Here is a 26469-nt window from a genome sequence, read left to right as displayed (position 1 = left end):
ACCGGGCGACTGCGTCGGGTAGCCGACCGTCACGGAAAGCCAGTATCAATTGTCTTTCGTCTACAGTCTACGGCGCACAAAGGCCAGGGAACCGGGGAGTTGGCCACATCACACCCGCATCACACCCGCATCAGGGGCAGCGCACGACCTGCCCCGCGTACGACAGGTTGCCGCCGAAGCCGAAGAGCAGCACCGGATCCCCGGACGAGATCCGCCCCTGTTCCACGAGCTTGGACAGCGCCAGCGGAATGCTCGCCGCCGAGGTGTTGCCGGACTCGGTCACATCCCGCGCGACCACGGCGTTGACCGCGCCGATCTTCTCGGCGAGGGGCTCGATGATGCGCAGGTTGGCCTGGTGCAGGACGACCCCGGCGAGGTCCGCGGGTGCGAGGCCCGCCCGCTCGCAGGCCCGGCGGGCGATGGCCGGCAACTGCGTCGTCGCCCAGCGGTAGACGCTCTGCCCCTCCTGCGCGAACCGCGCGGGCTGCCCCTCGATGCGCACCGCGTGCCCCATCTCGGGCACCGAACCCCACAGCACCGGCCCGATGCCGGCCTCGGCGGACGCCTCCACGACGGCCGCGCCGGCCCCGTCGCCGACCAGCACACAGGTCGTACGGTCGCTCCAGTCGGTCACGTCGGACATCTTGTCGGCGCCGATCACCAGCGCGCGGGCCGCGGCCCCCGCCCGGACGGCGTGGTCGGCGGTGGCCAGGGCGTGGGTGAACCCGGCGCAGACGACGTTGATGTCCATCGCGGCGGGCGACGGGATGCCGATGCGGGCCGCGACGCGGGCGGCCATGTTCGGGGATCGGTCGATGGCGGTGGAGGTGGCGACCAGGACCAGGTCGATGTCGCCGGGCGCGAGGCCCGCCGTCGCAAGCGCCTTGGCGGCGGCGTGCGCGGCCAGCTCGTCGACGGGTTCGTCGGGCCCGGCGATGTGGCGCGTACGGATGCCCACCCGGGAGGTGATCCACTCGTCACTGGTGTCGACCATGCCCGCCAGTTCCTCGTTGGTGAGCACCCTGGCGGGCTGATAGTGGCCGACTGCGGCGATGCGCGAGCCGTTCATCGATGGTGATCCCCTCGAACATCGGGTAGCGGGATTCACCAGTCTGATCAGTGACTCGCGGGTACGGCTGCAAGTGATGCCACAGGAATCGGGCGCCCGTGTTGTCGGCTTCTATCAGACCATCGGACGCCCGAACACTTCTCGAACGCCTACCCGGTGAACAGCTGCGTCGCCTTTTGTACGAGTTCGTAGAGCCCGTACGCGAGCGGTACCCCCACCCACACCCAGGCGAAGGCGATCAGGCCCCGTCGGCTAGGCGGACTGCTGTCGCTGGACATCTGCGGCCTCCTTCGACGCCGGGGCGGAGGTGGGGGACGGGACGTGGTGGCGGGGGTGGACGGGGCGGACGAGCTCGTTGGCGACGAAGCCGACGGCGAGCAGTCCGATCATGATGAACAGGGACATCGTGTACAGGGCCGAGCCGCCCTTGCCCGCCTCCTCCTGCCGGTCGGCGATCCAGTTCACGATCAGCGGTCCGAGGACGCCGGCCGTGGACCAGGCGGTGAGCAGCCGCCCGTGGATGGCGCCCACCTGGTAGGTGCCGAAGAGGTCCTTCAGATAGGCGGGGATCGTCGCGAAGCCACCGCCGTAGAAGGAGAGGATCACCAGCGCGCACAGGATGAACAGCGGCTTCGACGAATCGCCGGCCAGCGCGATCAGCCCGTACATCAGCGCGCCCACGCCCAGGTAGAGGCGGTAGATGTTCTTGCGTCCGATCAGGTCGGAGGTCGACGACCAGCCGATCCGGCCCGCCATGTTGGCGGCGGACAGCAGGGCGACGAAGCCCGCGGCGGCCGACACCGACACCGGCGTGGAGGTGTTCGCGAAGAAGTCCGTGATCATCGGGGCGGCCTTCTCCAGGATGCCGATGCCCGCGGTCACGTTCATGCAGAGCACGATCCACAGACACCAGAACTGCGGGGTGCGCACGGCGTTACGGGCGGACACCTGCGGTCCGTCGAACACGCCGGGCCCGTCGCCGACCGGCTTCTCGGTGCGCGGCACGCGGACCAGCAGCACGCCGAGCAGCATGAAGACGGAGTACGACAGTCCGTGCACCAGGAACGCCATCGCGATCCCGGAGCTGTCGCTGCCGAACGACTCCAGCATCTGCGCCGACCACGGCGAGGCGATGAGTGCGCCGCCGCCGAAGCCCATGATGGCGATGCCGGTGGCCATGCCGGGCCGGTCCGGGAACCACTTGATCAGCGTCGAGACCGGGGAGATGTAGCCGATGCCGAGGCCGATCCCGCCGACGAAGCCATAGCCGAAAACGATCAGCCAGTACTGCTCGGTGGCCGCGCCCAGCGCGGAGAGCAGGAAGCCGGACGAGAAACAGATCAGGGCGACCGTCATCGCCCAGCGCGGCCCGTTGCGCTCCACCAGCGTGCCGCCGAACGCAGCCGACAGACCGAGCATGACGATGCCGAGCTGGAACGGCAGCGCGCTCTGCGTGCCGCTGAGGCCCAGGGCGGATTCGAGCGGCGGCTTGAACACGCTCCAGGCGTAGGCCTGGCCGATGGACAGATGGACCGACAGAGCGGCGGGCGGAACCAGCCAGCGGCTCCATCCCGGGGGTGCGACCGGTGGACTCATGATCCCGAACGGTAGGGAGCAAGAGGGAGGTTGAGAAGTCGGCACGTCGACCGTATGCGGTGAGCGGTATGCAGCACGCGACGAACGGTCGAACACCGTCCGGGAAGGCACGGGATGGCACGGGAACCTGCGGGTGCGTGCGCGAACCCTTGCTGACCCCCTATCCATACTGTAGACAATATTCCGTCGACAGGATTCGACAGTTCCACTGCTGTCGGACCTTTCCCAGCCACCTCCGCGGTACTCCCTCGACCGAACGGAGCGTTCCGAAGTGAAAGTTGCAGTCCTCGGCGCCGGTGCCATCGGCGCCTACGTCGGAGCCGCGCTCCATCGCGCGGGCGCCGACGTGCACCTCATCGCCCGTGGACCGCATTTGGCGGCCATGAGGCAGCACGGAGTGCGGGTGCTCAGTCCGCGCGGCGACTTCACCGCCCGCGCACACGCGACCGACGACCCGGCCGAAGTCGGTCCGGTCGACTACGTCTTCCTCGGCCTGAAGGCCAACTCGTACGCGGCGTGCGGGCCGCTCATCGAGCCCCTGCTGCACGACACCACGGCGGTCGTGGCCGCCCAGAACGGCATCCCCTGGTGGTACTTCCACCGCCACGGCGGCCCCTACGAGGGCTACCGCATCGAAAGTGTGGACCCGGACGGCGCGGTCAGTGCGGTGCTCGCGCCCGAACGGGCCATCGGCTGTGTCGTGTACGCCGCGACCGAGCTCGAAGGGCCCGGTGTCGTACGGCACTTGGAAGGCACCCGGTTCTCCGTCGGCGAGCCCGACCGCAGCGTGTCCAAGCGCTGTCTGGACCTCGGCGAGGCGATGATCGCCGGTGGCCTGAAGTGCCCGGTCGAGCCGGACCTGCGCAACGACATCTGGCTCAAACTGCTCGGCAACATCTCCTTCAACCCGATCAGCGCGCTGGCCCGCGCCACCATGCGGCAGATGTGCCTGCACGGCGGCACCCGCAAGGTCATCGAGATCATGATGACCGAGACGCTCTCGGTCGCCGAGGCCCTCGGCTGCGAGGTCGGCGTCTCCATCGAGCGCCGCCTCGCGGGCGCCGAGCGGGTCGGCGACCACCGCACCTCCACGCTCCAGGACCTGGAGCGCGGCAAGCCGCTCGAACTCGACGTACTCCTCGCGGCGGTCGTCGAGTTGGCGGAGATCACCGGCGTGGAGGTGCCCACCCTGCGCACCGTGCACGCCATCTCGGACCTGCTCGCGCTGAGGAGCGCCGCATGAGGAGCGCCGTATGAGCAAACGCGACCGTACTCCGAAGACGTACACCAGGCTGACGCACCCGCTCGTCCGGGACTCCCGCGACGAGCCGTTCCGGCGGGCGAGCTGGGAGGAGGCGCTGGAGCGCGCGGCCCGCGGCCTCGCGGCGGCCCGCGGCGCGTTCGGCATGTTCTCCTGCGCCCGGGCCACCAACGAGATGAACTACATCGCGCAGAAGTTCGCCCGCGTCGTGATGGGCACCAACAACGTCGACTCCTGCAACCGCACCTGCCACGCGCCCAGCGTGGCCGGCCTGTCGGCGGCCTTCGGCTCGGGCGGCGGCACCTCCTCGTACGAGGAGATCGAGCACACCGACGTCATTGTGATGTGGGGCTCCAACGCCCGCTTCGCGCACCCGATCTTCTTCCAGCACGCGCTGAAGGGGATCAGGAACGGCGCCCGCATGTACGCCGTCGACCCGCGCCGCACCTCCACCGCAGAGTGGGCGGAGAGCTGGCTCGGGCTGAACGTCGGCACCGACATCCCGATGGCGCACGCGATCGGCCGCGAGATCATCCACGCCGGACTGGCCAACGAGGCCTTCGTCCAGCGGGCGACCAGCGGCTTCGAGGAGTACAAGGCGCTCGTCGAGCCGTGGACGCTGTCCCTCGCCGAGAAGGTGACGGGCGTACCGGCCGCCGCCATCCGCGAGCTGGCCCACGCCTATGCCCGCGCCGAGCGCGCGCAGTTGTGCTGGACCCTCGGCATCACCGAGCACCACAACGGCACCGACAACGTGCGCGCCCTGATCAACCTGTCCCTGCTGACCGGGCATGTCGGCCGCTACGGCAGCGGGCTCCAGCCCCTGCGCGGGCAGAACAACGTGCAGGGTGGCGGCGACATGGGCGCCATCCCCAACCGCCTCCCCGGCTTCCAGGACATCCTGGACTCCGACTCCCGGCTGAAGTTCGAGTCGGCGTGGGACACCGTCATCCAGCCCCACTACGGCCTCAACCTCACCGAGATGTTCGAGGCGATGGAGGAGGGCACGCTCAAGGCCGTCTACTGCATCGGCGAGAACCCGGCGCAGTCGGAGGCGGACAGCGAGCAGGCCGTACGGCGGATGCGGCAGCTGGACTTCCTCGTCGTGCAGGACATCTTCCTGACGAAGACGGCCGAGCTGGCGGACGTCATCCTCCCGGCCACCGCCGGCTGGGCCGAGACCGAGGGCACCACCACCAACAGCGAACGGCGGGTTCAGCGCGTCCGCCGGGCGGTCACCCCGCCGGGCGAGGCGCGCGAGGACATCGACATCATCTGCGAACTGGCGGCCAGGCTCGGCCACGAGTGGAAGTACGCCGACGCCGAGGCCGTCTGGAACGAGCTCAGGTCGGTGTCGCCGGACCACTACGGGATGACGTACGAGCGCCTGGCGGAGCACCAGGGCATCCAGTGGCCGTGCCCGAGCACGGAACAGCTGGAACCGACCTATCTGCACGGCCGGTTGTGGGAGTCCGACCCGGGCCGGCGCGGGATGCCGGCGCCGTTCGGGATCGTCCAGCACGATCCGCCGGTCGACCTCACCGACGAGGAGTTCCCGATCCGGCTCACCACCGGGCGGCGGCTCGACTCGTACAACACCGGTGTGCAGAGCGGGAGTTTCGCCTCCCCGCTGCGGCGCGGCGAGTTCGTGGAGCTGTGCCCGGAGGACGCCGAGCGGTACGGGGTCGTCGTCGGTGAGGAGGTCCGGGTGAGCTCGCGGCGTGGTTCGGTCGTCGCGCCGGTGTGGGTCGACACCGCGCTGCGGCCCGGGCTCGCCTTCATGACCATGCACTTTCCCGACGAGGTGGACACCAACCAGCTGACGATCGAGGCGAACTGCCCGATCGCGGGGACGGCGGAGTTCAAGGCGTCGGCGATCCGGATCGAGAAGCTCCCCGTCGCGACCATCGTGAGGTGACATAAGTGGACCTGCACTTCGGCGACAGCAAACCGACGGACGACGAACGGGCCGCCGTCGACGCCCTGTTGGGCCCGCCGGAGTCCTCCTGGGAGGGCGCCGACCGCTCCGACGCGGACCTGAGGTGGGCACGGGGCGGCCGGGAGGCCCGGGACCGCCGCGACCTGCTGTTGCCGGGGCTGCACGCGGTCAACGACCGGGTCGGCTGGATCAGCGACGGCGCCCTCGACTACCTGTGCCGGCGGCTGACCGTGCCCCCGGCGGAGGCCTACGGCGTCGCCACCTTCTACGCCCTGTTCTCGGTCAAGCCGCGCCCCGCCACCGTGCTCCACGTCTGCACGGACCTCGCGTGCGCGGCCGCCGGAGCGAGCGAGCTGTGCGCCGGGATCGAGGCGCGGCTCGGCCTCGGCAGCGGGGTGAGCGTGCAGCGCAGTCCGTGTCTGGGCCTGTGCGAACGGGCTCCGGCGGCGCTCGCGATCAAGGCCGGGGATCCGGTACGTACGGCGGTCTCGGCGCCGGCGACCGTGCACGACGCCGTCCTCGCCGCGCGCGCGCCGGACTCGGCGCCCAAGGAGCCGCCGGCGGCGCTTGCGGTTCCCCAGGCGGGCGGCGACGAGCTGATCCTGCTGCGCCGGGTCGGAGTCGTCGACCCGGCGTCGCTGGACGACTATCGCGCCCACGGCGGCTACACCGCCCTGCGCCGGGCCTTCGAGCTGGGCCCCGCCGGAGTCATCCGCGAGGTCACCGACTCCGGCCTGGTCGGGCGCGGCGGTGCCGCCTTCCCCACCGGGCGCAAATGGCAGGCCACGGCGTCGCAGCCCGACCATCCCCACTACGTCGTCTGCAACGCGGACGAATCCGAGCCGGGCACGTTCAAGGACCGCGTGATCATGGAGGGCGACCCGTACGCGCTGGTCGAGGCCATGACGATCGCGGCGTACGCCACCGGGGCGCACCAGGGTTACCTGTACCTGCGCGGCGAGTACCCACGCGCCCTGCACCTCCTGGAACACGCCCTTGCACAGGCACGCGCGCGCGGACTGCTCGGTGACGACATCCTCGGCCAGGGATACGCCTTCGACATCGAGATCCGGCGGGGGGCGGGGGCGTACATCTGCGGCGAGGAGACGGCTCTCTTCAACTCCATCGAGGGCTACCGCGGCGAGCCGCGCTCGAAGCCGCCGTTCCCGGTGGAGAAGGGCCTGTTCGGCAAGCCGACGGTCGAGAACAACGTGGAGACGCTGGTCAACGTCCTGCCGATCCTGACCATGGGCGCACCGGCGTACGCGGCGATCGGAACGGGGAAGTCCACCGGCCCGAAGCTGTTCTGCGTGTCGGGGAGCGTCGCACGGCCGGGCATCTACGAGCTCCCGTTCGGCGCGACGCTCGGTGAGCTGCTGGAGCTGGCCGGGGCGCGGGACGGGCTGCGGGCGGTGCTGCTGGGCGGGGCGGCGGGCGGCTTCGTACGGGCCGACGAGCTGGACATCCCGCTGACCTTCGAGGGCACGCGGGAGGCGGGCACCACACTCGGCTCGGGTGTGGTCATGGCCTTCGACGACACGGTCCCGCTGCCCCGGCTGCTGCTGCGCATCGCCGAGTTCTTCCGCGACGAGTCGTGCGGGCAGTGCGTGCCGTGCCGGGTCGGGACCGTCCGGCAGGAGGAGGCGCTGCACCGGATCGTGGAGCGCACGGGTGCGGCGGCCGCCGATGACATCGCCCTGCTCAGGGAGGTCGGCCGCGCGATGCGGGACGCCTCGATCTGCGGTCTCGGGCAGACCGCGTGGAACGCCGTGGAATCCGCCATCGACCGTCTGGGGGCGTACGAATGACCGTGATACCGCTGGGGATCCCGCGCCGGCTGCTGGAGTTCACGATCGACGGGGAGCCGGTGCGCGCTCCCGAGGGTTCGACGATCCTCGACGCGTGCCGGGCCGCCGGAAAGGACGTGCCGACCCTCTGCCAGGGCGACACGCTCACACCCAAGAACGCCTGCCGGGTGTGCGTCGTCGAGGTGGAGGGCTCCCGCACCCTGGTCCCGGCCTGCTCCCGCAGGGCCGAGCCCGGCATGGAGGTCCGTACCGACACGGAACGGGCCCGTCACAGCCGTAAGGTCGTCCTCGAACTCCTCGCGTCCTCGGTCGACTTGTCGACGACTCCACAAGTCGCTGAATGGATCAAGGAGTACGAGGCGAAACCGGACCGCTTCGGCCCGGACGCGGCCCGCCTCAACGAGGAACCCAAGGTCGACAACGATCTGTACGTGCGCGACTACGACAAGTGCATCCTCTGCTACAAGTGCGTGGACGCCTGCGGCGACCAGTGGCAGAACACCTTCGCGATCTCCGTCACCGGCCGCGGCTTCGACGCCCGGATCGCGGTCGAGCACGACGCCCCGCTGACCGACTCGGCGTGCGTGTACTGCGGGAACTGCATCGAGGTGTGCCCGACGGGGGCCCTGTCCTTCAAGTCGGAGTTCGACATGCGGGCGGCCGGCACGTGGGACGAGTCGGCGCAGACGGAGACGACCACCGTGTGCGCGTACTGCGGAGTGGGCTGCAACCTCACTCTCCACGTGCAGGACAATGAAATCGTGAAGGTCACCTCACCGCACGACAACCCGGTGACCCACGGCAACCTCTGCATCAAGGGCCGCTTCGGCTACCAGCACGTACAGAACCGGGGCTGAGACACGACATGGGACGAGTCACGGAACGACGCAAGGTGATCCGCATCCGGGACGGGGCCGTCTCCACGCGCCCGGACACGCTCGTCGCCGAGGAACCGCTGGAGATCAGACTGAACGGCAAGCCGCTCGCGATCACCATGCGCACTCCGGGCGACGACTTCGCGTTGGCGGCGGGTTTCCTGGTCAGCGAGGGCGTCCTCGCCGAGCAGGACGATCTGCAGAACATCGTGTACTGCGCGGGCGCCACGGTGGACGGCTCCAACACGTACAACGTGGTGGACGTGAGGACCGCGCCGGGCGTGCGGATCCCGGACATCACGCTCGAACGGAACGTCTACACGACCTCGTCCTGCGGCCTGTGCGGCAAGGCCAGCCTCGACGCGGTGCGCACGACGGCCCGCTGGCCGATAGCCGACACTCCCCCGGTCCGGGTCGAGCCCGAACTGCTCGCGAGCCTCCCCGACCGGCTCCGCGCGGCCCAGCGGGTCTTCGACCGGACCGGGGGCCTGCACGCGGCGGCCCTGTTCTCGGAGGACGGCGAGCTGCTGGACATCCGGGAGGACGTGGGCCGGCACAACGCGGTCGACAAGCTGGTCGGGCGCGCCCTTCAGAACGGGGACCTGCCGCAGTCCCGGACGATCCTGCTGGTCTCCGGGCGGGCCAGCTTCGAGCTGGCGCAGAAGGCCGTGATGGCGGGGATCCCGGTGCTCGCGGCGGTCTCGGCGCCCTCGTCGCTCGCGGTGGACCTGGCCGCGGAGACGGGGCTGACGCTGGTGGGCTTCCTGCGGGGCAGCTCCATGAACGTGTACGCGGGCGAACACCGGCTGGCCCTGCGGACCGCGGCCGCCCAGGCCTGACAGGCTCCCCGCGACACGGCGGCGGGGCCCCGACCGGCGGGGAGCGCCCCCTGCGCCGTACAGGGGCCCCGTCTCAGCCCGTGGCTCGCGCACGCGGTCAGCTCCGGGTGCCTGAGATCCGGATCAGCAGGTCCATGAACCGGTCGCGTTCGGCGCGTGACAGCGGGGCGAGAAGCGCGTCATTGGCCTCGCGGGCCGCCTTCTCACAGCGCTCGAGCAGACGCGCACCCGGGTCGGTGAGGGAGACCGCGTTCTTGCGGCGGTCGTTCGGGTCCGGCTCGCGCAGGACGAGACCGGCGGATTGCAGGTCGTTGAGGATCCCGACCAGGTCCTTGGGGTCGAGCTGAACGCCGCGGCCGAGATCCGCCTGCGCCACGGGGGCGAGGTCGCGGACGGCCGAGAGCACCACGTGGTGCCACATCTTCATGCCCTCGGCCGCGAGCGCCTCGGCGACCAGGGAACGCCCCCGGGCCGCCGCTCGGCCGAGCAGCCAGCTGGGGAGGGAGCGGATCGCGGGAAGGGGTGCTTCGGGCATGCCGGCACCCTATCGGGAATTCATTGGACTTCCCCATGACCGACGGCTAGCGTCAGCATCGCTCAAACCGTTGGTGATCCCAATGAATCCTGGAGGTGCGGTGCGCCGCGTCCGCTACGAATCCACCGGCGGCCCCCTGTTCCTGGAGGAGGCCCCCGTCCCGGAACCCGGCCCGGCGAGCTGCTCGTCCGCTGCGAGGCCGTCGGCGTCACGCTCCCCGTGGTCCGCAAGGTCACCGAGACGGCCGACCCCGTCCCGCTGGGCGGCGAGATCGCGGGCGAGGTCGTGGCCCTGGGTTCCGGAGCCGGCCGCTTCCGCACCGGCGACCGCGTGACCGGCCTGTGCTTCGGACACGGATACGCCGACTACGCGGTCCTGCAGGAGGGCATGGCCTCCCCCGTCCCCGACACCGCCACCGCCGTCGACGCGGTCGCCCTCGTCCGCAGCGGCCTGGTGGCGCTCGGCGCACTGGAGGCCGGCCGGCCGCGGCGCGGGGAGGCGGCACTGATCACCGCGGCGGCGAGCGGGGTGGGACACCTGGCCGTGCAGCTGGCGCGGGTGCGGGGCGCGGGACGGGTCGTGGGCGCCGTCTCCGATCCGGCAAAGGCGGACTTCGTGCGCTCCCTCGGCGCCGACGAGGTCGTCACGTACCGGGACGAGGACTGGGGGGACCCCGTCGACTACGTCCTCGACGCCGTCGGCGGCGACCTGCTGGGCCCCGCCCTCGCGGCGCTCACGCCGGGCGGGCGGCTCGTGGCCTACAGTTCGGGCGGCGGGACAATTCAGGCATACGACCTTCTTGTAGGCGCCAAGTCCGTCGTCGGATTCCAGATGGCACGCATCGCCCGAGGCGAGCCGGAGTCGTACGAGCGATGGCGGCGGGAGCTGTGGGAGCTGTTCGAGAAAGGCGCCGTCAAGCCCGCCGTGCACGGGGCGTTCACTCTGGAGGAGGCCCTCGAGGCCCATGTGGCGGTCGAGACGCGGGCCAACCGAGGGAAAGTAGTACTCCATACGTGAGTGACACGTGCACGGTTCTTGTGATGTGTGCGATAGCCCAACTAACGTCTGTGACGCGCACTTTGGACGTGGGATGTCCGAATGTTCGGATGCCTGGACGCATGACCAGACGATGAAGGGGCGGGCCGCACCATGCCTTCAAGAGTTCGCGCACGTCTCAGAGCTGCCCTCGTCGCGGCCGTCGCCACCCTCGCGACGGCCGCGACGTTAAGTCCGGCCGAGTCCCAACCGGCCACCAAGACACCGTCGTTCGAGCAGCAGGTCCTCTTCAAGGCGTCCCAGGATCCCGGGTACGCCTGCTTCCGCATTCCGGCGATCGTGAAGTCCAAGGACGGCACGCTGCTGGCGTTCGCCGAAGGGCGCGTGCTCAACTGCGGCGACGCCGCCGACATCGACATCGTGCTCAAGCGGTCGACGGACGGCGGCCGCACCTGGGGGCCGCTCCAGGTCGTCAACGAGGGCGCCGGCGACACGCACGGCAACCCGGCACCGATCGTGGACCGCGAGACCGGCCGCATCCTGCTGGCGGAAACGTACAACACGGGCCGCACGGACAGCGGCAGCTGCACCGTGCCGTGTGATCGCACCCCTCATCTGCAGTACAGCGACGACGACGGCGCGACCTGGTCGGCGCCGCGCGATCTGAGCGACCAGATACTGCCCGAGGAGTGGAACTCCTGGTATGCCACCGGCCCCGTGCACGGCATCCAGCTCACCAAGGGCAAGCACGCCGGCCGGCTCGTCTTCGGCGTCAACACCGAGACCTGGGACGGCAGTCGGGTCAGCGCCAACCACGCCGCGCTCATCGTCAGCGACGACGGCGGCAACACCTGGAAGGTCGGCGCCACCGACTCCTGGCCCATCTCCGCGGCCGACGGCACCTACCGGCAGAAGCCGTCCGAGGTGACCCTCACCGAGCGCACGGACGGCACGATCCTGATCAGCGGCAGGGAACAGGACGGCACCGATCTCGGCCATCGCAGCCAGACATACAGCCAGGACGGCGGCACCACCTTCACCGGCCCGTTCCGCGACCTTCCGGACCTCTACACGCCCCAGGTCCAGGGAGCCACGCTCCGCCTGGGCAACCGGCTGCTGCTGTCCGCCCCCGGCGACCCGGACCGCCGGCGGACCATGATGGTCAGGTCCTCGTACGACGGCGGCGCCACCTGGGACAGTGCGGACCGCGGCAAGGTCGTCACCACGGACTGGTCGGGCTACTCCGACATGGTGGACGTGGACGCGTCCACGGTGGGCCTGATGTACGAGGGCGGGGCCGTCGACGCGCGCGACGAGATCCGCTTCGCCCGCTTCAACGAGGACTGGCTGGGACCGCGGCGCGGCGCCGATCCGACCACCTTGGACCTCGCCCCCAGCGCACCCCGCGCGAGCGTCCTCGGCGGCCCCGAGGTGACGGACGGAGTGCTGGGCAATGCCTTCGAGTTCGACGGCGACAACGACGCCGTACGGCTGCCGTACCGGTCCCGACTCCCCCTCGGCACCGGCGAGTTCACGGTCTCGCTGTTCTTCCGCTACTCCGCGGCCTCCGGCGAACAGCCGTTCCTGTGGATGGGCGGGATCGGCAGCACCCAGCCCCAGATCTGGCTGCGTGGCGAGCCGGACAGCGACCGGGTGCGCGGCCTGATCACCACCCGGGAGGGGTTCGGGACGGTGCGCACGGCGTCCGTGTGGGCCGGGGACGCCCACAACGACGGCGAGTGGCACCACCTCGCGCTGCGGCGCGGCGGCGGCCGGCTGACGCTGTTCGTCGACGGCAGGGCCATCAGCACCACGGACGTGGCCGGTTCGGTCAGCCGCAACTCGCCGTTCGGCGTGCATGTCGGCCAGCGCATGGACAGCAGGGCGTTCCTCACCGGCGCGATCGACGACGTGCACGTGTGGAACCGGGCGCTCGGCGACGCGGAGCTCACCGCCGCGGCACGGGCCCGCACGACCGGTAGGACTTCGGCCACCTCCGACACCGTCCTGTGGCTGCCCATGGACCAAGTGCGCTGAGGCCACTAACGTCCCGTGCGTGCCCGACGACGCACGAGCACGGCAGCGCACGGGAACCGGCCTCGGCATACTGCTGGCCCTGGTTCTCGCGGCCGTGCTGCTCACCGCCCTCCCGGACGACGGCGAACGGGAGGGCGGTGGCGCGTGTGCACCGCACTCGGTCGCGGCCTGGTCGGCCGACGACAGGCTCACCGGCGAGTTCGCCCGGTACGGCGACAACCCGTCCCGCACCGACGACTGGACCGGCGGCGACGGCACGCACTCGGTACGGCTGCCGGACGGCCGTGTGCTGTGGCTGTTCTCGGACACCTACCTCGGCCAGGTGTACTCGCCGCCCAACCCGTTCGGCGAGTCCCACACCTGGCGGGAGGCGACCGCTCCCCTGGTGCGCAACTCGGCGGTCGTCATGCGCGACGGGCGCCTGGAGCGCACGCTGGCCACGCCGCTCTTCCCCGACCCCGCGCCGAACCAGTGGCGCTGGCCGGTCGCGGCCCGCGTCGAGCCCCGCTCCCCCGGCTCGTCGGAGCGGGTGCTGCGGGTGCTGCTGTGGGTGCGCGCGGCCGGGCAGCCGCCCTGGATCTTCGGCGTGCCCACCGCCACCGAGGTCGCCACGCTCACGCTGCCCGATCTGCGGGTCGAGTCGGTGGTGAAGGTTCTCGACCAGCAGCTGGTGCCTGATCCCTCCCGGCGCGTCCTGTTCGGGACGACGCTGGTCGAGGAGGACGGCTGGACGTATGTCTTCGGCGGCGACGACGGTCAGGCCGCGTCCCGGCCGGCCTCGCACGCATACGTGGCGCGCGTGCCCGAGGGCAGGCTCGCCGAGCCGGCTGCCTGGCGGTACTGGAACGGCTCCGAGTGGGCCGGGTCGGGTGCCCGGCCGCGCGCGGTGCTCGGGGACGGGCAGCGCACGGGGGTGGGGAGTGCCTTCTCGGTGGCGCGGGTGCGGGGGACGTACGTCCTGTTCACGATGGCCGCGGGCACGAAGGGGCTGACGACCGTCACGTCGTACTGGGCGTGCTCCCCCGCCGGCCCTTGGCACGGGCCGACGAAGGACTTCAGCCCGGCGCTGCCGCAGGGCGGCCAGGTCGCCGCCTACAACCCGCAGATACACCCCGAGTTGAGCGACGACGGACGCCTCGTTCTGAGCTACGACGTGAACTGGCTGGAGACGGGCGGCGCGGCGGCGCAGCTCAGCCGGAACGTGTCCCTGTACCGACCGCGGTTCGTGACGCTGCGGGTGGCGCAGACGCGGTGACCGGCTCGGGGGCGGCGCCCTCGGCGTCGCGGGCCTCGGCGTCGCGGGCCTCGGCGTCGCGGGCCCGGCGCTTGGCGATGACCGCGCACACCATCAGCTGCATCTGGTGGAACAGCATCAGCGGCAGGACGGCCAGCGAGGCGTGCGCGCCGAACAGGACGCTCGCCATGGGCAGCCCGGCGGCGAGGGACTTCTTCGAGCCGGCGAACTGGATCGCGATGCGGTCCTCGCGGTCGAAGCGCAGCGCCTTGGCGCCGTACCAGGTCAGCAGCAGCATCACGGCCAGCAGCACCGCCTCGACGGCGAGCAGCCCGCCCAGCCGTAGCGGGCTCACCTGGTGCCAGATGCCCTGGACCATGCCCGCGCTGAACGCGGTGTAGACGACCAGCAGGATCGAGCCGCGGTCGACGAGCCCGAGGACCTTCTTGTGCCGGGTGACGAAGCCGCCGATCCAGCGGCGCAGCAACTGCCCGGCGACGAACGGCACGAGCAGTTGCAGGACGATCTTGACCACCGAGTCGGCGGAGAAGCCGCCCCCGGTGCCGCCGAGCACGGCTGCCGCGAGGAGCGGGGTGATGACGATGCCCACCAGCGAGGAGAAGGAGCCGGCGCAGATCGCCGCGGGCACGTTGCCGCGGGCCATCGAGGTGAAGGCGATCGAGGACTGGATGGTCGACGGGACGAGGGTGAGGAAGAGCAGGCCCTGGTAGAGGGGGTGCGTCAGCAGCACCGGGACAAGCCCGCGAGCCGCCAGCCCCAGCAGCGGGAAGACGACGAAGGTGCAGGCCAGGACGGTGACATGGAGCCGCCAGTGCTTCAGGCCGTCCATCGCCTCACGGGTGGACAGGCGGGCGCCGTAGAGGAAGAACAGGAAGGCGATCGCGGCCGTGGAGGCCCCGGACGCCACATCGGAGGCCGTCCCGCGCGCCGGGAACAGGGCCGCGAGGCCCACGGTCCCGAGCAGCAGCAGGATGTACGGGTCGATCGGCATCCAACGCGGCCATTGCAGGCGTTTCACTGTGCTCCACTACTTCGCTGTCGTACTGGCTGTCGCTTCGCTGAACTTCGGGTTCCCGGCACGGACGTGCCCTCTCCATCGTCCTCCGGCGATCAGCGATCGGGAATCCGGCACACCACTCTGACTGTCATCACGTTCCGCGATAGCCCGCGCTAGGCTCGGGTCATGTACGACCCGTCTCATCTGCGTACGTTCCTCGCGGTGGCCCAGACCCTGAGCTTCACTCAGGCCGCCCGCCGCCTCGGGCTGCGCCAGTCCACGGTCAGCCAGCACGTACGCCGCCTGGAGGACGTCACCGGGCGGCCGCTGTTCACCCGGGACACGCACTCCGTGGAGCTGACCGAGGACGGCGAGGCGATGCTCGGCTTCGCCCGGCGGATCCTGGAGGTGCACGAGCAGGCGACGGCGTTCTTCACCGGCACCCGGCTGCGCGGCAGGCTCCGCTTCGGCGCGTCCGAGGACTTCGTGCTGACCCGGCTGCCGGAGATCCTGGAGGGCTTCCGCCACGACCACCCCGAGGTCGATCTGGAGCTGACGGTCGAACTCTCCGGCACCCTGCACGAGCAACTGGAAGCCGGAAAGCTGGACCTGGTGCTCGCCAAGCGGCGGCCCGAGGACCGGCGGGGCGACCTGGTCTGGCACGACCGGCTGGTGTGGATCGGCGCGGAGCGGCTGCGCCTGGAGCCGGACCGTCCGGTGCCGCTGATCGTCTATCCGCCACCGGGCATCACCAGGGCGCTCGCGCTGGAGGCGCTGGAGCGGCAGGGGCGTGACTGGCGGATCGTGTGCACGAGCGGCAGCCTCAACGGACTGATCGCGGCCGCACGAGCCGGGCTCGGCGTGATGGCGCACTCCCGGGGCCTGATTCCGCCGGGCCTGGTGCGGGTGCCCGACCGGTCCGGGCTGCCGGAACTGGGGCGGGTCGACTTCGTGCTGGTGCACGGCCGGCGACGGACGGCGGCTCAGGGGGCCGCGGATGCGTTGGCGGGGGCGATTCTGGCGGGCGGGGACCGGTTGCACCGCCGTTAGGGCGCGGGGCGCTTCAGCGCGGCGGGCGCTGATACGTCAGCTGCTTCACACGCCGCAGGAACACCGACGACTCCACGTGCTGTACGCCTTCCAGCCGCCCGAGCGGCCCGCTCAGATACGCGTACAGGTCCGCCGTGTTCCGCACCACCGCCGTGGCCACGATGCTGCACGGCCCCGCCGTCGCCGCGGCGTGGGCGATCTCGTCTGGGCGGGCACGGTGACGTTCGTGGCATTCGCTGGGGCCCTGACATACGGGCCGTGCGGGCCGGAAGTCACGGGTGGGGCGAGCCGGGGACGCTGGTGTGGTTCGCCGGTTCGGCGTTGGCGCTGGTCTGCTTCGGGGGTGATGGCGGGCGCGCTCGCCTTCAATGCGGCGGCGTTCGGCGCCATGGCGTACACCTCGATCTGGTTGCAGACCCTGCTGGGGATGAGCGCGGTGCGCGGCGGGGCGGTCTTCCTGTGGCTGTCGCTGGCGTCGTTCGTGGTCGCGGCGGCCGGCGGTCGGCTGCTGCACGGGGTGCCGGCGCGGCTCACCATCGGCGGCGGGCTGCTGCTGATCGGGGCGGGCCAGTACTGCATGGCGGTGCTGGACGCCGGGTCGACGGCAAGTGCCCTGATACCGGGGCTGGTGCTGGTGGGTGCCGGTACGGGGCGGGTGTCGCCCGGTATCGCGGGTGCCGCGCCGGCCGCCGTACCGCCGGAGCGGGCCGGCATGGCGGGCGGTGCCGTGAACACCTTCCGGCAGCTGGGGTACGCGGTGGGCATCGCCCTGTTCGGCACGGTGCTGACGTCGCGGATGTGCGACACGCTGCCCGCGGACGCGGGCCACGCCCTCGCGGGCGGCGGTGCCGGTGCGCTGCGGGACGTCTTCGGGGAGGGCGTGCTGCGCGCCGCGTTCGCAGGCGGGCTCGACGCGGTCGCGGTGGTGGCGGGCTCGACGGCGGCCGTGGCCGGAGTGCTGGTCCTCGCGCTGGTCAGGAGGCCACGCGTGACGAAGACCACGGTGACATCTGCGGGCCCTCGCGCGCTGGCACAGGCAGAGACGGAGGAGACGACGGCACGCAGGGGATGACATGATCAACAGGGCCCGTACCGGGTAGTCGGGTCGTACAGATTCGGTGGAGATTACGGGTCCGAAACTTACTCAACCGTCAGTTTTCTGTCCGACCCTTCCCTATGTGAGCGCATTTTCCGACGCTGACCAGTGCATACCCGAGCGCCCGGCGATTTCCGGCCCCCTCCCGTCCGAAACGCGGGTGGGGTAGCTTTCACGGCGCTGCGCGGAGCGTCAGCCGAGGCCATTCGGAGCGGGGAGCGGGGTTTGCGCGAGTTCACCAACCCTCCGTTTGCGTTGGCACCGCCGGTGGGCGGCCTGGCCGACGTCGTCTTCCAACATGCCCAGGAGGACCCGCTCCATGTCGCCCTCGGGCGCAAGGACGACCACGGGAACTGGCGGGACGTCACCGCCGCCGAGTTCCGGGACGAAGTGCTCGCCCTGGCCAAGGGCCTTCTCGCCCGCGGCATCCGGTTCGGCGACCGGGTCGCGATCATGTCCCGTACCCGGTACGAGTGGACGCTCTTCGACTTCGCACTGTGGACGATCGGCGCCCAGGTGGTTCCGATCTACCCGACCTCCTCGGCCGAGCAGTGCTTCTGGACGCTGTACGACGCCGAGGTGTCGGCGGCGATCGTGGAGCACGAGGACCACGCGATGACGATCGCCACGGTCATCGACCGGCTGCCGCAGCTGCACCAGCTGTGGCAGCTGGACTCGGGCGCCGTGCAGGAGCTGTACGACGCCGGCGCCCACCTCGACGACGAGGTGGTCCACCGCCACCGGCAGGCGGTCACGCCGGACTCGATCGCGACGATCATCTACACCTCGGGCACCACGGGCCGCCCCAAGGGCTGTGTGATCTCGCACGGCAACTTCATGTACGAGACCGACACGGTCATCGAGCGCTGGGAGCCGGTCTTCCACTCCAAGAAGGGCGACGAGGCGGCGACCTTGCTGTTCCTGCCGCTCGCGCACGTCTTCGGGCGGATGGTGCAGGTCGCCGCGATCCGCGGCAAGGTCCGCTTCGGCCACCAGCCGCAGATGAACGCGGCCGCCCTGCTGCCGGACCTCGCCGCGTTCAAGCCGACGTTCTTCCTCGCCGTGCCGTACATCTTCGAGAAGGTCTTCAACGCCTCCCGTCGCAAGGCCGAGAAGGAAGGCAAGTCCGGCCCCTTCGAGAAGGCCGTCGAGGTGGCCGTGAAGTACGCGGACGCCGTGGAGGCCAAGGCGTGGGGCATCGGCCCCGGCCCGTCGGCCGGTCTGCGCATGCAGCACCAGCTCTTCGACAAACTCGTCTACTCCAAGATGCGGGCCGCGATGGGCGGCCGGATCAAGCAGGCCATGACCGGCGGCTCGGCGATGGACCGACGGCTCGGCCTGTTCTTCGCGGGCGCCGGGGTCCACGTCTACGAGGGGTACGGCCTCACCGAGTCCACGGCGGCCGCGACCGCCAACCCGCCCTATCGCACCCGCTACGGCACCGTCGGGCAGCCCATCCCGGGCACGACCGTGCACATCGCGGACGACGGCGAGGTCTGGCTGCACGGCGGCAACGTCTTCCAGGGCTACCTCAACAACCAGAAGGCCACCGACGAGGCCCTGCACGACGGCTGGCTGGCCACCGGTGACCTGGGGTCCCTCGACGAGGACGGCTACCTCACCATCACCGGCCGCAAGAAGGAGATCCTGGTCACGTCCGGCGGCAAGAGTGTCTCGCCGGGCGTGCTGGAGGAGCGCGTCCGCGACCACCCGCTGGTCTCCCAGTGCATCGTCGTCGGCAACGATCGCCCGTACATCGCGGCCCTGGTCACCCTCGACCAGGAGGCCGTCGAGCACTGGCTGATGATGCGCGACAAACCCCAGATGACCCCGGCCCAACTGGTACGCGACGCCGACCTGGAGACCGAGGTGCGGCGCGCGGTCGTCGCCGCCAACACCCTTGTCTCGCAGGCCGAGTCGATCCGCACGTTCCGGATCCTCGCCCAGCCGTTCACCGAGGAGCACGGACTGCTCACGCCGTCGCTGAAGTTGAAGCGCAAGGCGATCGAGAACGCGTACTCGGGTGAGGTCGACGCGTTGTACCAGGCGTGAGTCCCGCCTTTTTCTCCGGTCCGGAATGCATGGGCGCCTGTGATCGTTGACGATGGTGAGTACCACCTGACGACAACCGTAAGGATCAAGAGCTCGTGAGCAGCAAGGTCCCCCCGATCATCCTCAACAACGGCGTCGAGATGCCCCAGCTGGGCTTCGGCGTCTGGCAGGTGCCGGACGACGAGGCCGAGCAGGCGGTCGCGACGGCGCTGGAGGCCGGGTACCGCAGCATCGACACAGCGGCGATCTACGGCAACGAGGAGGGCACCGGCAAGGCCATCGCCGCCTCCGGCGTCCCCCGCGAGGACATCTTCGTCACCACCAAGCTCTGGAACGGCGACCAGGGTTACGACGCCACGCTGCGCGCCTTCGACGTGTCCCTGGAGAAGCTCGGCCTGGACCACATCGACCTGTACCTCATCCACTGGCCGCTGCCGGCCCGTGGCACCTACGTCGACACCTACAAGGCGTTCGAGAAGCTCCACGCCGACGGCCGCGTCCGCGCGATCGGTGTCTCCAACTTCCTTCCGGAGCACCTTCGGCGCCTGATCGACGAGACGTCGGTCGTCCCCGCGGTCAACCAGATCGAGCTGCACCCGCATCTGCAGCAGCACGCCTCCCGCGAGTTCCACGCCGCGCAGGGCATCGCCACCGAGGCCTGGTCGCCGCTCGGCCAGGGCAAGGGGCTGCTGGAGGTTCCGGCGATCGTCGCCATCGCACAGAAGCACGACCGCACCCCGGCGCAGGTCGTGCTGCGCTGGCACCTCCAGCTGGGCAACGTCGTGATCCCGAAGTCCGTGACGCCGTCGCGGATCAAGGAGAACATCGGGGTCTTCGACTTCAGCCTGGACGACGAGGACCTCGCGGCGATCAGCGCGCTGAACGAGGACCGGCGCCTCGGCCCGGACCCGGCGACGTTCGACGCCTGACGTCCGTTTCCGTACGGCACTCCGCCCGCCGCTCAGCTGTATGAGCGGCGGGCGGACGCGTACGTGTCACCCCGGTCACCGACCTCAGTCACCGCGCACGTCGGTGTGGACGACCTCGAACTCCTCCAGCCCGACCACGGACACATGCGCCTTGGCCGCGCCCTCGTGCCGGGCCCCCGCCTGACCGGCTCGGGACGCCGCCAGGGACGTCTGGTCGACGAAGACCACTCCGGCGATCCCGCGCCCGCGCTCCCGGTCGACCATGAGGGACGCCCTGGCGAGCCCGGGGAGCGTCTCCAGCTTGGGCACCACCGTCGCCCGGAACGTGTCGGCGAGCAGGTCCGTGTCCATCGGGTCGAACTCCAGCCTGGTGAGCCGCAGTCCGCCGCCCGCCTGTGGCTGCCGGACCTGATGGAAGACCAGCGCCTCGTAGTTCTCGACCGCCAGGGTCCCCGCGAACGGCTCCAGCATCGCCGACCGCCGCTCGCGCAGCACCTCGTCGCTGTTGCGGCGGGCCTGCTCCGACTCCCACCAGCTCGCTGCGAGCAGTTTCCCGAGGACCCGGTCCACGAAGACACTCGCTCCCCGGTATCCCGGCCGGTCCTCCAGCAGATCGCGCCCCTGTGTGTTCATCGCCCTGATGGCCATGTCGATCTTCGCGGGATCACCAGTCGTGTAGACAGCGCGTACGAACATGACACCTCCCGGAAATCCGGGCATATGCGAACTTTTCGCTACGTCCAGTCTTCTACTGGGGGCATGGCGTCGCAATCAGCCATCAGTAAGGAAACTTTCCCGACGGAAGGGCCCCCTCCACAGTGCGCACCCGAAGACTGACCCTCGCAGCGGCCTCCGGAGCCGCGCTGCTGGCCACCGCGGCGCTTCCCGCGCAGGCCCGGCCGGCGGACCCCGAGGAAGCCGTCGTGAGCGCGGCCGACCTCCTCGCGAAGGTGACGTCCTGCTCGCAGATCTCGCACGGCAAGTACCGCACCGACCAGGCGGCCCCGGCCACCATCCCCGTCTGCGGCACGAAGAGTGCCGTGTTCTGGACCGCCGACATGGACATCGACTGCGACGGCCGGCGCACCGACAGCTGCAACGAGACCACCGACCCCTGGTTCCTCCCGGACACGGCGTTCCACCAGTCCGACGGCAAGCCCCTGCGGTCCGACACACTGCCGTACGTCGTCGTCCCCAGTCCCGGCGGCACCTGGGACTACCGCGCCGCCGCCATCAAGGGCGGCGGCGTGGCGGCGGTCGTCCACGACGACCAGGTCCTGTACGCCGTGGTCGGCGACACCGGCCCGCAGCAGATCATCGGCGAGGCCTCCTACGCCGCCGCCGAGGCCCTCGGCATCGACCCCGACCCGGCCGCCGGCGGGGCCGCCTCCGGCGTGACGTACATCCTCTTCAGGAACTCGCAGGTCTCGCCCATCGAGAACCACAGCGCGGCGGCCACGCTGGGCGAGAAGCTGGCGAAGGAGTTCGTCAGGGGCAGCTGATTCCGGGTGACCGATCCGGGGATCAGGTCAGTTGGGCTGTCCGAGCGGCCGTACGACCACGGTGTTGACGTCCACACCGTCGGGCTGCCGGACGGCCCACACCACCGAGTCGGCGATCTGGTCGGCGGTGAGCAGATGCCCGGGCGGCAGACTGCCGTGGGCGTCCCAGAAGGGTGTCTCCACCCGGCCCGGGGCCATGTGGGTCACGCCGATTCCCCAGTCGGTGACCTGCCGCCGGGTGTTCTCGGCGAGCCCGGTCACCGCCCACTTCGTCGCCCCGTAGATGTTCCCCGGCCCGGGCACGAACCCGGCGACGCTGCCGACGAGGACGATCCGGCCGCGGGTCTCCTTGAGGGCGTCGACGGACGCGCGGATCAGCAGGGCCGGGCCGAGGACGTTGGTCAGCACCATCTCGGTCCAGTCGGCCGGGTCACCCTCGGCGACCGAGTCATGGGTCGCGAAACCCGCGTTGGCGACGACGGTGTCCAGTCGGCCGAACGCCTTGAGCGTGGTCTCGACGGCCGCCTGGACGTCGCCGTAGTCGGCCGCGTTCCCGACGACCGTCAGCAAGCCGTCCGGATCCCCGAGCCCCTCGGCGAAGCCACGGAGCCGCGCCTCGCCCCGGCCGGTGACGGTGACCCGGTACCCGGCCTCCAGCAGCTGCCGTGCGACCGCGGCGCCGATACCGCTGCCGCCGCCGGTGATGAGCGCGACGGGTGAGTCCGTCATGGTGATCCCCCTGTGTGTCGTTGCGCGTGTCGTTCTGTGTCTCGTACGGACGAAGGGGAGTCCATCACTTGGAGAGCTCTCGAAGTCAAGGCACCGCGGAGGGGAGCGAGCGGCAGGCGTCGGCCGACGTCACTTCGTACGTACGGCCGTGTAGACCGTCTGGGCCGCCAGCAGGAACAGATCCGGCCGGTGATACACGCTCGCCTGGTCGTCCGGGTCGAGGAGCCGGTCGAGGGTCGCGCGGTCGTCGGCGTCGAGGTGGTCGCCGATGCCGTCGCGGGTGCGGGTCAGGGTGGTGACGACGTAGGCGCGGGCGCGGTCAGTGGTCGGGGCGGGCAGGTCGAGGAGGAAGGTGCGGGTGCCGCTGGGCCGGAGGCCGGCCGCGGCGAGCAGGGCGGGCCAGTCCTCGGTCTCGACGACCGTGCCGGGCAGGTCCGCGCGCATCGCTGCGAACCACTCCTCCTCCAGCGCGTCGAGGCGCGCCTGCAGCCCGGGCCGCCCGAAGCCGACGTCGCGCGGCAGGAACCGGGCCGACAGACCACCCTCCTGCAGCGCCAGCGTGCCGCCGAGGGTGAGGCGGGCGGCGAACGCGGCGAGGGCGGCGCGCTGGTCGCCGAGGTGATGCAGGGTGCGGCCGACCCACAGCAGATCGGCGGGATAGTCCAAGTCGTCCAGCACATCCGGGAGTTCACCGGCGAGGGTGCCGAAACGGTCGGCGACACCGAGCCTCCCGGCCCGCGCGCCGGCGCGCTCCAGGAGTGGCTCGGAAGCGTCGACGGCGACGACGCGGGCGCCGGGGAAGGTGTCGGCGAGCAGACAGGCGATCACGCCGGGGCCGCTGCCGGCGTCGACGATCAGCCCCGGTTCGGTCTGCCGTTTGGCCAGCCAGGCCATGGTGTGCTCGTAGAGGGGCGTGAACAGCTCCGCCTGCGCCTCCAGCTCCGGGCCCATCTCGGCCCAGTCGACGTCGGTGTGGTCGTGGTGATGGTGATCGGCGTGCCGGTCTGCGTGGTGGTTGTGCGCCATGTTCGTCAGCCTCTCCTTCGGATGAGGCCAGCGTGCGCCGACGCACCGCCGCGGGGCCACTGTCGTTGCCGGAACGGCAACAACCGAGCGCAAAAATGGGATGCGGCCCGCATGGCGGGTCGCCCACGATGGCCGGATGGACGACGAGATGGTGGAGCGCTTCCTCGAGGACGGGTTCGTGAGGATCGCAGGCGCCTTCCCGCCGCGCGTCGCCGGGCACTGTGAGCGGCTGCTGTGGCGGGAGACGGGGTACGACCCTCAGGACCCGACCACCTGGAAGGACCCCGTGCACTGGGTGTACGACATGGCGCAGGGCCCGTTCGCGGCCGCCGTCAACACCCCCGCCCTGCACGAGGCCTTCGACGTGCTGGTGGGTGAGGATCGCTGGCAGTCGCGCTACTCGCTGGGCAGCTTCCCGCTGCGGTTCCCGCACGAGGAGGAACCGGACGACGCGGGCTGGCACATCGAGGGCAGCTACGTGCCCGAGGGCGCCGAGCACCCGCATACGAACGTGCACTCGAAGGACCGCGCGCTGCTCATGCTGTTCCTGTTCAGCGAGGTCACCGAGGACGACGCCCCGACCCGGATCCGGGTCGGCTCGCATCTCGACGTACCACCGGTCCTGGCTCCGTACGGCGAGGCCGGCGCGTCCTTCCTGGAGCTCGGCCCGAAGGTCGCCGAGGCATCCGCGCACCGCCCGCTCGCCCACGCCACCGGCCGCCCCGGCGACGTCTACCTCTGCCACCCCTTCCTGGTGCACGCCGCCCAGCCGAACCACGGCACGCGCCCCCGCTTCATGGCACAGCCACCCCTGCACCCGGCGGTGCCGCTGGACCTGGACAGAGCCGACGGGAACTACTCGGCGGTGGAGTTCGCGATCCGCCGGGGCCTGGCCCAGGAGACCTGACCAGCCCCCGGCGACCCCCGCGCCCCGTCAGGGGCGCGGGGAACTGCGCGACCAGCCACGGACAACCCGCGGCCGAAGCCACCAGCGAACCATCACAGTGCCGGATACGCGTTCCGCATCAGCTGCTGGAACTGCGCCGAGAACCAGTGCCCCGACAGCGGAGCGTCCGGCAGGGCGCCGGACAGGTTGTTGCCGTTGCGCGGGTTGCCCGTGTACGTCGGGTCGCACATCCGGTCGAACCCCTTGCCCTCGTCGTTCGGGATCTCCCGGCTGGCACCGTCGGACTCCCCCGGCGGCTTGATCCAGACGTACGCGTCGATCCCGGCCGCGGGATTGGCCTGCGGGCGCTCGCCGAGTCCGGCGCCGGACTGGTTGCACCAGTTGCCGACGTGGATGCGGCGGTCGTAGCGGCCGCCGTTGACGTACGTGTCGACGTCGGTCGTCGCGCCCGGGCCGGCGGGCCGTGCGGTGCCGCCCCAGCCGTTCCTGGAGGTGTCGATCAGCATGCCGATGCCGGAGTTGAAGCCGGTCGTGACGAGCTGGTTGCGGAAGCCCTGTGCGAAGGACAGCTCGTCGGTGTACCGGTTCCAGTCGACCCACTTGGACTCGCGCACGGACTTGCCGCCGACGGTGTCGTTGACGGTGAAGTTGTTCTCCTTCAGGGCGCTGTAGTTGGCCGTGTTGGCGATGAAGCCGTGCACGTCGTTGACGGTGGCGCCCTCGGTTGTGGCCGCCTCCTTCATCACGGCCGCGCTGGCGGCGAAGTTGTCGTCCCAGCCGATCCAGCCGTGGTGCCCTGCGTCGATGTAGTTGTAGACGTTGGGCGCGTCACCGAGCTTGCCCAGCGCGTAGCCGACGCCCTTCTGGTAGTTGCCGTTGGCCTTCATCACGTCGCACTGCGGGGTGGCCGTGGGCCTGCTTCCGGTGTTGGTGACCAGGTTGGGCAGTGAGTCGATCTCGATGGTCGTCACGATCCGCAGCGAGGCGTACTTCGGGTCGGCGAGGATCGCGGCGATCGGGTCGATGTACTCGGTCTTGTACCGGCCGAGCTCCGTCGGGCCGAGTTCGCCGTTGGAGGCGAGGGCCGCGCAGTCGCGTCCGGGGAGGTTGTAGATCACCAGCTGGACGACGAGTTCGCCGGAGCCCTTCTGGGTCAGGGCCTCGTCGAGGTGGTCGCGCAGACCCATGCCGCCGTTGACGCCGTTGATGGCGGCGATGCGATCGAGCCAGACGCCGGTCGGCTGGTTCGCGATCCGGCTGCCGCCCGGCTCGGCGGCGGCCTTCGCGGACCACTCCGGGTTCACGTACACCTTGGCCCCGGAGTACGGGTTGTCGGCCTTCGGGCCGGTCGGGTCGGGATCCGTCGGGTCGGTGGGGCCCGAGCCGTCGTCGACGTTGCAGGCCACACCATCGAGGGTGAAGGTGGCCGGGATCGCGTTGGTGCCGCTGTAGGAGCCCTGGAAGCCGAAGCTGACGGATCCGCCCGTCGACAGGGTCCCGTTGTAGGTCTCGTTGGTGGCGGTCACCGCGGCACCGCTCTGGCTGATCCTGGCGTTCCAGCCGCTGGTGACCTTCTGGTTTCCGGCGTACGACCACTTCACCGACCAGTTGGACTTGGCGGCACCCTGGTTGGTGACCGTCACGGCGGCGGTGAAGCCGGTGTCCCACTGGTTCTGCACCTTGTAGTCGACCGTGCAGGGGACGGCGGCCGTGCCGATTGCGCCGGGGTCCGCGGCGAGCGCGGTCCCCGAGGCCCCGGCGACCAGTGCCAGGGCGGCGAGCATCGCAGTTCTGGTACGAGTCATGAGTGCGGGTTCCTTCTTGGTTGCGGGTGCTGACGGTCCATCCGTGCAGGGCGCGCAAGAGGCAAGGAGGAGGTGCCGACGACGGCTGAAATTGCTGAACGCGGGGGGTGTCGCATGAGCGACTCCTCACAGCTCCGGCACGTCGTGACGGACGCGTCGAGTGATG

General features: G+C 70.7%; 22 protein-coding genes and 2 pseudogenes. 14 read left to right on the top strand and 10 right to left on the bottom strand.

Annotated elements, in window-relative coordinates; genetic code table 11:
• Positions 1-130 precede the first annotated feature (130 nt).
• The 3 genes from ACZ7M7_RS12895 to ACZ7M7_RS12885 form a co-directional block, all read right to left on the bottom strand.
• Positions 131-1069, bottom strand: coding sequence for a beta-ketoacyl-ACP synthase III (locus tag ACZ7M7_RS12895; protein ID WP_383600959.1), 939 nt, complete (start codon positions 1067-1069; stop codon positions 131-133).
• 149 nt (positions 1070-1218) lie between these two features.
• Positions 1219-1347 (bottom strand): MFS transporter small subunit, encoded by a 129-nt coding sequence (locus ACZ7M7_RS12890; RefSeq protein ID WP_274245889.1) that lies wholly within the window; start codon positions 1345-1347, stop codon positions 1219-1221.
• Positions 1322-2665 carry an OFA family MFS transporter gene (locus tag ACZ7M7_RS12885; protein ID WP_383600962.1) on the bottom strand — a complete coding sequence of 448 codons (1344 nt, stop codon included), beginning with the start codon at positions 2663-2665 and terminating at the stop codon, positions 1322-1324. The genes ACZ7M7_RS12890 and ACZ7M7_RS12885 overlap by 26 nt, the downstream gene beginning before the upstream one ends.
• Positions 2666-2936: 271 nt before the next feature.
• On the opposite strand from ACZ7M7_RS12885, the gene ACZ7M7_RS12880 reads away from it, so the two are divergent.
• Genes ACZ7M7_RS12880 through fdhD form a run of 5 tightly spaced genes read left to right on the top strand, consistent with a single transcriptional unit; the run spans position 2937 to position 9387 of the window.
• The gene (locus ACZ7M7_RS12880) at positions 2937-3908 is read left to right on the top strand and encodes a 2-dehydropantoate 2-reductase (RefSeq protein ID WP_472115647.1); all 972 of its coding nucleotides are present in this window, start codon (positions 2937-2939) and stop codon (positions 3906-3908) included.
• Positions 3909-3918: 10 nt separating this feature from the next.
• On the top strand, positions 3919-5844 hold the full coding sequence (locus ACZ7M7_RS12875) for a molybdopterin oxidoreductase family protein (RefSeq protein ID WP_472115644.1): 1926 nt from the start codon (positions 3919-3921) through the stop codon (positions 5842-5844).
• 5 nt (positions 5845-5849) lie between these two features.
• Positions 5850-7673: an NADH-ubiquinone oxidoreductase-F iron-sulfur binding region domain-containing protein gene (locus ACZ7M7_RS12870; protein ID WP_472115641.1), complete on the top strand. Its 1824-nt coding sequence runs from the start codon at positions 5850-5852 to the stop codon at positions 7671-7673.
• The gene (locus ACZ7M7_RS12865; RefSeq protein ID WP_472115638.1) at positions 7670-8530 is read left to right on the top strand and encodes a 2Fe-2S iron-sulfur cluster-binding protein; all 861 of its coding nucleotides are present in this window, start codon (positions 7670-7672) and stop codon (positions 8528-8530) included. Before ACZ7M7_RS12870 ends, ACZ7M7_RS12865 begins: the two co-directional genes overlap by 4 nt.
• 8 nt (positions 8531-8538) lie before the next feature.
• Positions 8539-9387, top strand: a complete 849-nt coding sequence (gene fdhD / locus ACZ7M7_RS12860; RefSeq protein WP_472115635.1) for a formate dehydrogenase accessory sulfurtransferase FdhD — start codon at positions 8539-8541, stop codon at positions 9385-9387.
• Between the two features lie 97 nt (positions 9388-9484).
• Here fdhD and ACZ7M7_RS12855 read toward each other — a convergent pair whose 3' ends face one another.
• Positions 9485-9922, bottom strand: a complete 438-nt coding sequence (locus tag ACZ7M7_RS12855) for a MarR family winged helix-turn-helix transcriptional regulator (RefSeq protein ID WP_383622406.1) — start codon at positions 9920-9922, stop codon at positions 9485-9487.
• A gap of 100 nt (positions 9923-10022) precedes the next feature.
• Between ACZ7M7_RS12855 and ACZ7M7_RS12850 the strand changes: the two are divergent.
• The 3 genes and pseudogenes from ACZ7M7_RS12850 to ACZ7M7_RS12840 all read left to right on the top strand — a co-directional run bounded on the left by ACZ7M7_RS12850 (position 10023) and on the right by ACZ7M7_RS12840 (position 14210).
• A pseudogene (locus tag ACZ7M7_RS12850) lies at positions 10023-10939 on the top strand (quinone oxidoreductase family protein).
• Between the two features lie 132 nt (positions 10940-11071).
• A complete protein-coding gene (locus ACZ7M7_RS12845) occupies positions 11072-12955 on the top strand; it encodes an exo-alpha-sialidase (protein ID WP_472115632.1) in 1884 nt (627 codons plus the stop codon).
• Between the two features lie 19 nt (positions 12956-12974).
• A complete protein-coding gene (locus ACZ7M7_RS12840) occupies positions 12975-14210 on the top strand; it encodes a DUF4185 domain-containing protein (RefSeq protein ID WP_472115630.1) in 1236 nt (411 codons plus the stop codon).
• On the opposite strand, the gene ACZ7M7_RS12835 is transcribed toward ACZ7M7_RS12840, so the two are convergent.
• Complete coding sequence (locus ACZ7M7_RS12835; protein ID WP_472115627.1) at positions 14146-15201, bottom strand: bile acid:sodium symporter family protein; 1056 nt, start codon at positions 15199-15201, stop codon at positions 14146-14148. The genes ACZ7M7_RS12840 and ACZ7M7_RS12835 overlap by 65 nt on opposite strands.
• Positions 15202-15393: 192 nt before the next feature.
• Between ACZ7M7_RS12835 and ACZ7M7_RS12830 the strand changes: the two genes are divergently transcribed.
• On the top strand, positions 15394-16257 hold the full coding sequence (locus tag ACZ7M7_RS12830; RefSeq protein WP_369274561.1) for a LysR substrate-binding domain-containing protein: 864 nt from the start codon (positions 15394-15396) through the stop codon (positions 16255-16257).
• Positions 16258-16270: 13 nt separating this feature from the next.
• Here the strand turns inward: ACZ7M7_RS12830 and ACZ7M7_RS12825 are convergent.
• Positions 16271-16471 (bottom strand): annotated as a pseudogene (locus ACZ7M7_RS12825) (Lrp/AsnC ligand binding domain-containing protein); the annotation flags it as partial.
• 132 nt (positions 16472-16603) lie between these two features.
• On the opposite strand from ACZ7M7_RS12825, the gene ACZ7M7_RS12820 reads away from it, so the two are divergent.
• The 3 genes from ACZ7M7_RS12820 (at position 16604) to ACZ7M7_RS12810 (ending at position 20334) form a co-directional block, all read left to right on the top strand.
• Positions 16604-17329 (top strand): MFS transporter, encoded by a 726-nt coding sequence (locus ACZ7M7_RS12820; protein ID WP_472115624.1) that lies wholly within the window; start codon positions 16604-16606, stop codon positions 17327-17329.
• A 249-nt stretch (positions 17330-17578) separates the two neighbouring features.
• Positions 17579-19405, top strand: coding sequence for an AMP-dependent synthetase/ligase (locus tag ACZ7M7_RS12815; RefSeq protein ID WP_383600993.1), 1827 nt, complete (start codon positions 17579-17581; stop codon positions 19403-19405).
• Positions 19406-19500: 95 nt separating this feature from the next.
• Positions 19501-20334 (top strand): aldo/keto reductase, encoded by an 834-nt coding sequence (locus ACZ7M7_RS12810; RefSeq protein WP_472115621.1) that lies wholly within the window; start codon positions 19501-19503, stop codon positions 20332-20334.
• Positions 20335-20418: 84 nt separating this feature from the next.
• On the opposite strand, the gene ACZ7M7_RS12805 is transcribed toward ACZ7M7_RS12810, so the two are convergent.
• Positions 20419-21030, bottom strand: a complete 612-nt coding sequence (locus ACZ7M7_RS12805) for a hypothetical protein (RefSeq protein WP_383600998.1) — start codon at positions 21028-21030, stop codon at positions 20419-20421.
• A 122-nt stretch (positions 21031-21152) separates the two neighbouring features.
• On the opposite strand from ACZ7M7_RS12805, the gene ACZ7M7_RS12800 reads away from it, so the two are divergent.
• Positions 21153-21836 (top strand): glycoside hydrolase family 75 protein, encoded by a 684-nt coding sequence (locus ACZ7M7_RS12800; protein ID WP_472115618.1) that lies wholly within the window; start codon positions 21153-21155, stop codon positions 21834-21836.
• A gap of 27 nt (positions 21837-21863) precedes the next feature.
• Here ACZ7M7_RS12800 and ACZ7M7_RS12795 read toward each other — a convergent pair whose 3' ends face one another.
• Positions 21864-22565, bottom strand: a complete 702-nt coding sequence (locus ACZ7M7_RS12795; protein WP_472115615.1) for an SDR family oxidoreductase — start codon at positions 22563-22565, stop codon at positions 21864-21866.
• A 129-nt stretch (positions 22566-22694) separates the two neighbouring features.
• The gene (locus ACZ7M7_RS12790; protein ID WP_472115612.1) at positions 22695-23591 is read right to left on the bottom strand and encodes a class I SAM-dependent methyltransferase; all 897 of its coding nucleotides are present in this window, start codon (positions 23589-23591) and stop codon (positions 22695-22697) included.
• 136 nt (positions 23592-23727) lie between these two features.
• Between ACZ7M7_RS12790 and ACZ7M7_RS12785 the strand changes: the two genes are divergently transcribed.
• A complete protein-coding gene (locus ACZ7M7_RS12785) occupies positions 23728-24498 on the top strand; it encodes a phytanoyl-CoA dioxygenase family protein (protein ID WP_472115609.1) in 771 nt (256 codons plus the stop codon).
• Between the two features lie 92 nt (positions 24499-24590).
• Here the strand turns inward: ACZ7M7_RS12785 and ACZ7M7_RS12780 are convergent, their stop codons facing one another.
• Positions 24591-26303: a glycoside hydrolase family 6 protein gene (locus tag ACZ7M7_RS12780; protein WP_472115606.1), complete on the bottom strand. Its 1713-nt coding sequence runs from the start codon at positions 26301-26303 to the stop codon at positions 24591-24593.
• Positions 26304-26469: the final 166 nt, after the last annotated feature.

The sequence above is a fragment of the Streptomyces sp. NPDC111606 genome (genome assembly GCF_055656945.1).
This window is presented reverse-complemented; position numbering and strand designations above follow the sequence as displayed.

Bases quoted from the DNA above. Each gene is read 5' to 3' on its own strand.
- ACZ7M7_RS12895 (WP_383600959.1), bottom strand. From the start codon at position 1,069: ATGAACGGCTCGCGCATCGCCGCAGTCGGCCACTATCAGCCCGCCAGG.
- ACZ7M7_RS12890 (WP_274245889.1), bottom strand. From the start codon at position 1,347: ATGTCCAGCGACAGCAGTCCGCCTAGCCGACGGGGCCTGATCGCCTTC.
- ACZ7M7_RS12885 (WP_383600962.1), bottom strand. From the start codon at position 2,665: ATGAGTCCACCGGTCGCACCCCCGGGATGGAGCCGCTGGCTGGTTCCG.
- ACZ7M7_RS12875 (WP_472115644.1), top strand. From the start codon at position 3,919: ATGAGCAAACGCGACCGTACTCCGAAGACGTACACCAGGCTGACGCAC.
- ACZ7M7_RS12865 (WP_472115638.1), top strand. From the start codon at position 7,670: ATGACCGTGATACCGCTGGGGATCCCGCGCCGGCTGCTGGAGTTCACG.
- fdhD (WP_472115635.1), top strand. From the start codon at position 8,539: ATGGGACGAGTCACGGAACGACGCAAGGTGATCCGCATCCGGGACGGG.
- ACZ7M7_RS12855 (WP_383622406.1), bottom strand. From the start codon at position 9,922: ATGCCCGAAGCACCCCTTCCCGCGATCCGCTCCCTCCCCAGCTGGCTG.
- ACZ7M7_RS12845 (WP_472115632.1), top strand. From the start codon at position 11,072: ATGCCTTCAAGAGTTCGCGCACGTCTCAGAGCTGCCCTCGTCGCGGCC.
- ACZ7M7_RS12835 (WP_472115627.1), bottom strand. From the start codon at position 15,201: ATGCCGATCGACCCGTACATCCTGCTGCTGCTCGGGACCGTGGGCCTC.
- ACZ7M7_RS12830 (WP_369274561.1), top strand. From the start codon at position 15,394: ATGTACGACCCGTCTCATCTGCGTACGTTCCTCGCGGTGGCCCAGACC.
- ACZ7M7_RS12820 (WP_472115624.1), top strand. From the start codon at position 16,604: ATGGCGGGCGCGCTCGCCTTCAATGCGGCGGCGTTCGGCGCCATGGCG.
- ACZ7M7_RS12805 (WP_383600998.1), bottom strand. From the start codon at position 21,030: ATGTTCGTACGCGCTGTCTACACGACTGGTGATCCCGCGAAGATCGAC.
- ACZ7M7_RS12795 (WP_472115615.1), bottom strand. From the start codon at position 22,565: ATGACGGACTCACCCGTCGCGCTCATCACCGGCGGCGGCAGCGGTATC.
- ACZ7M7_RS12790 (WP_472115612.1), bottom strand. From the start codon at position 23,591: ATGGCGCACAACCACCACGCAGACCGGCACGCCGATCACCATCACCAC.
- ACZ7M7_RS12785 (WP_472115609.1), top strand. From the start codon at position 23,728: ATGGACGACGAGATGGTGGAGCGCTTCCTCGAGGACGGGTTCGTGAGG.
- ACZ7M7_RS12780 (WP_472115606.1), bottom strand. From the start codon at position 26,303: ATGACTCGTACCAGAACTGCGATGCTCGCCGCCCTGGCACTGGTCGCC.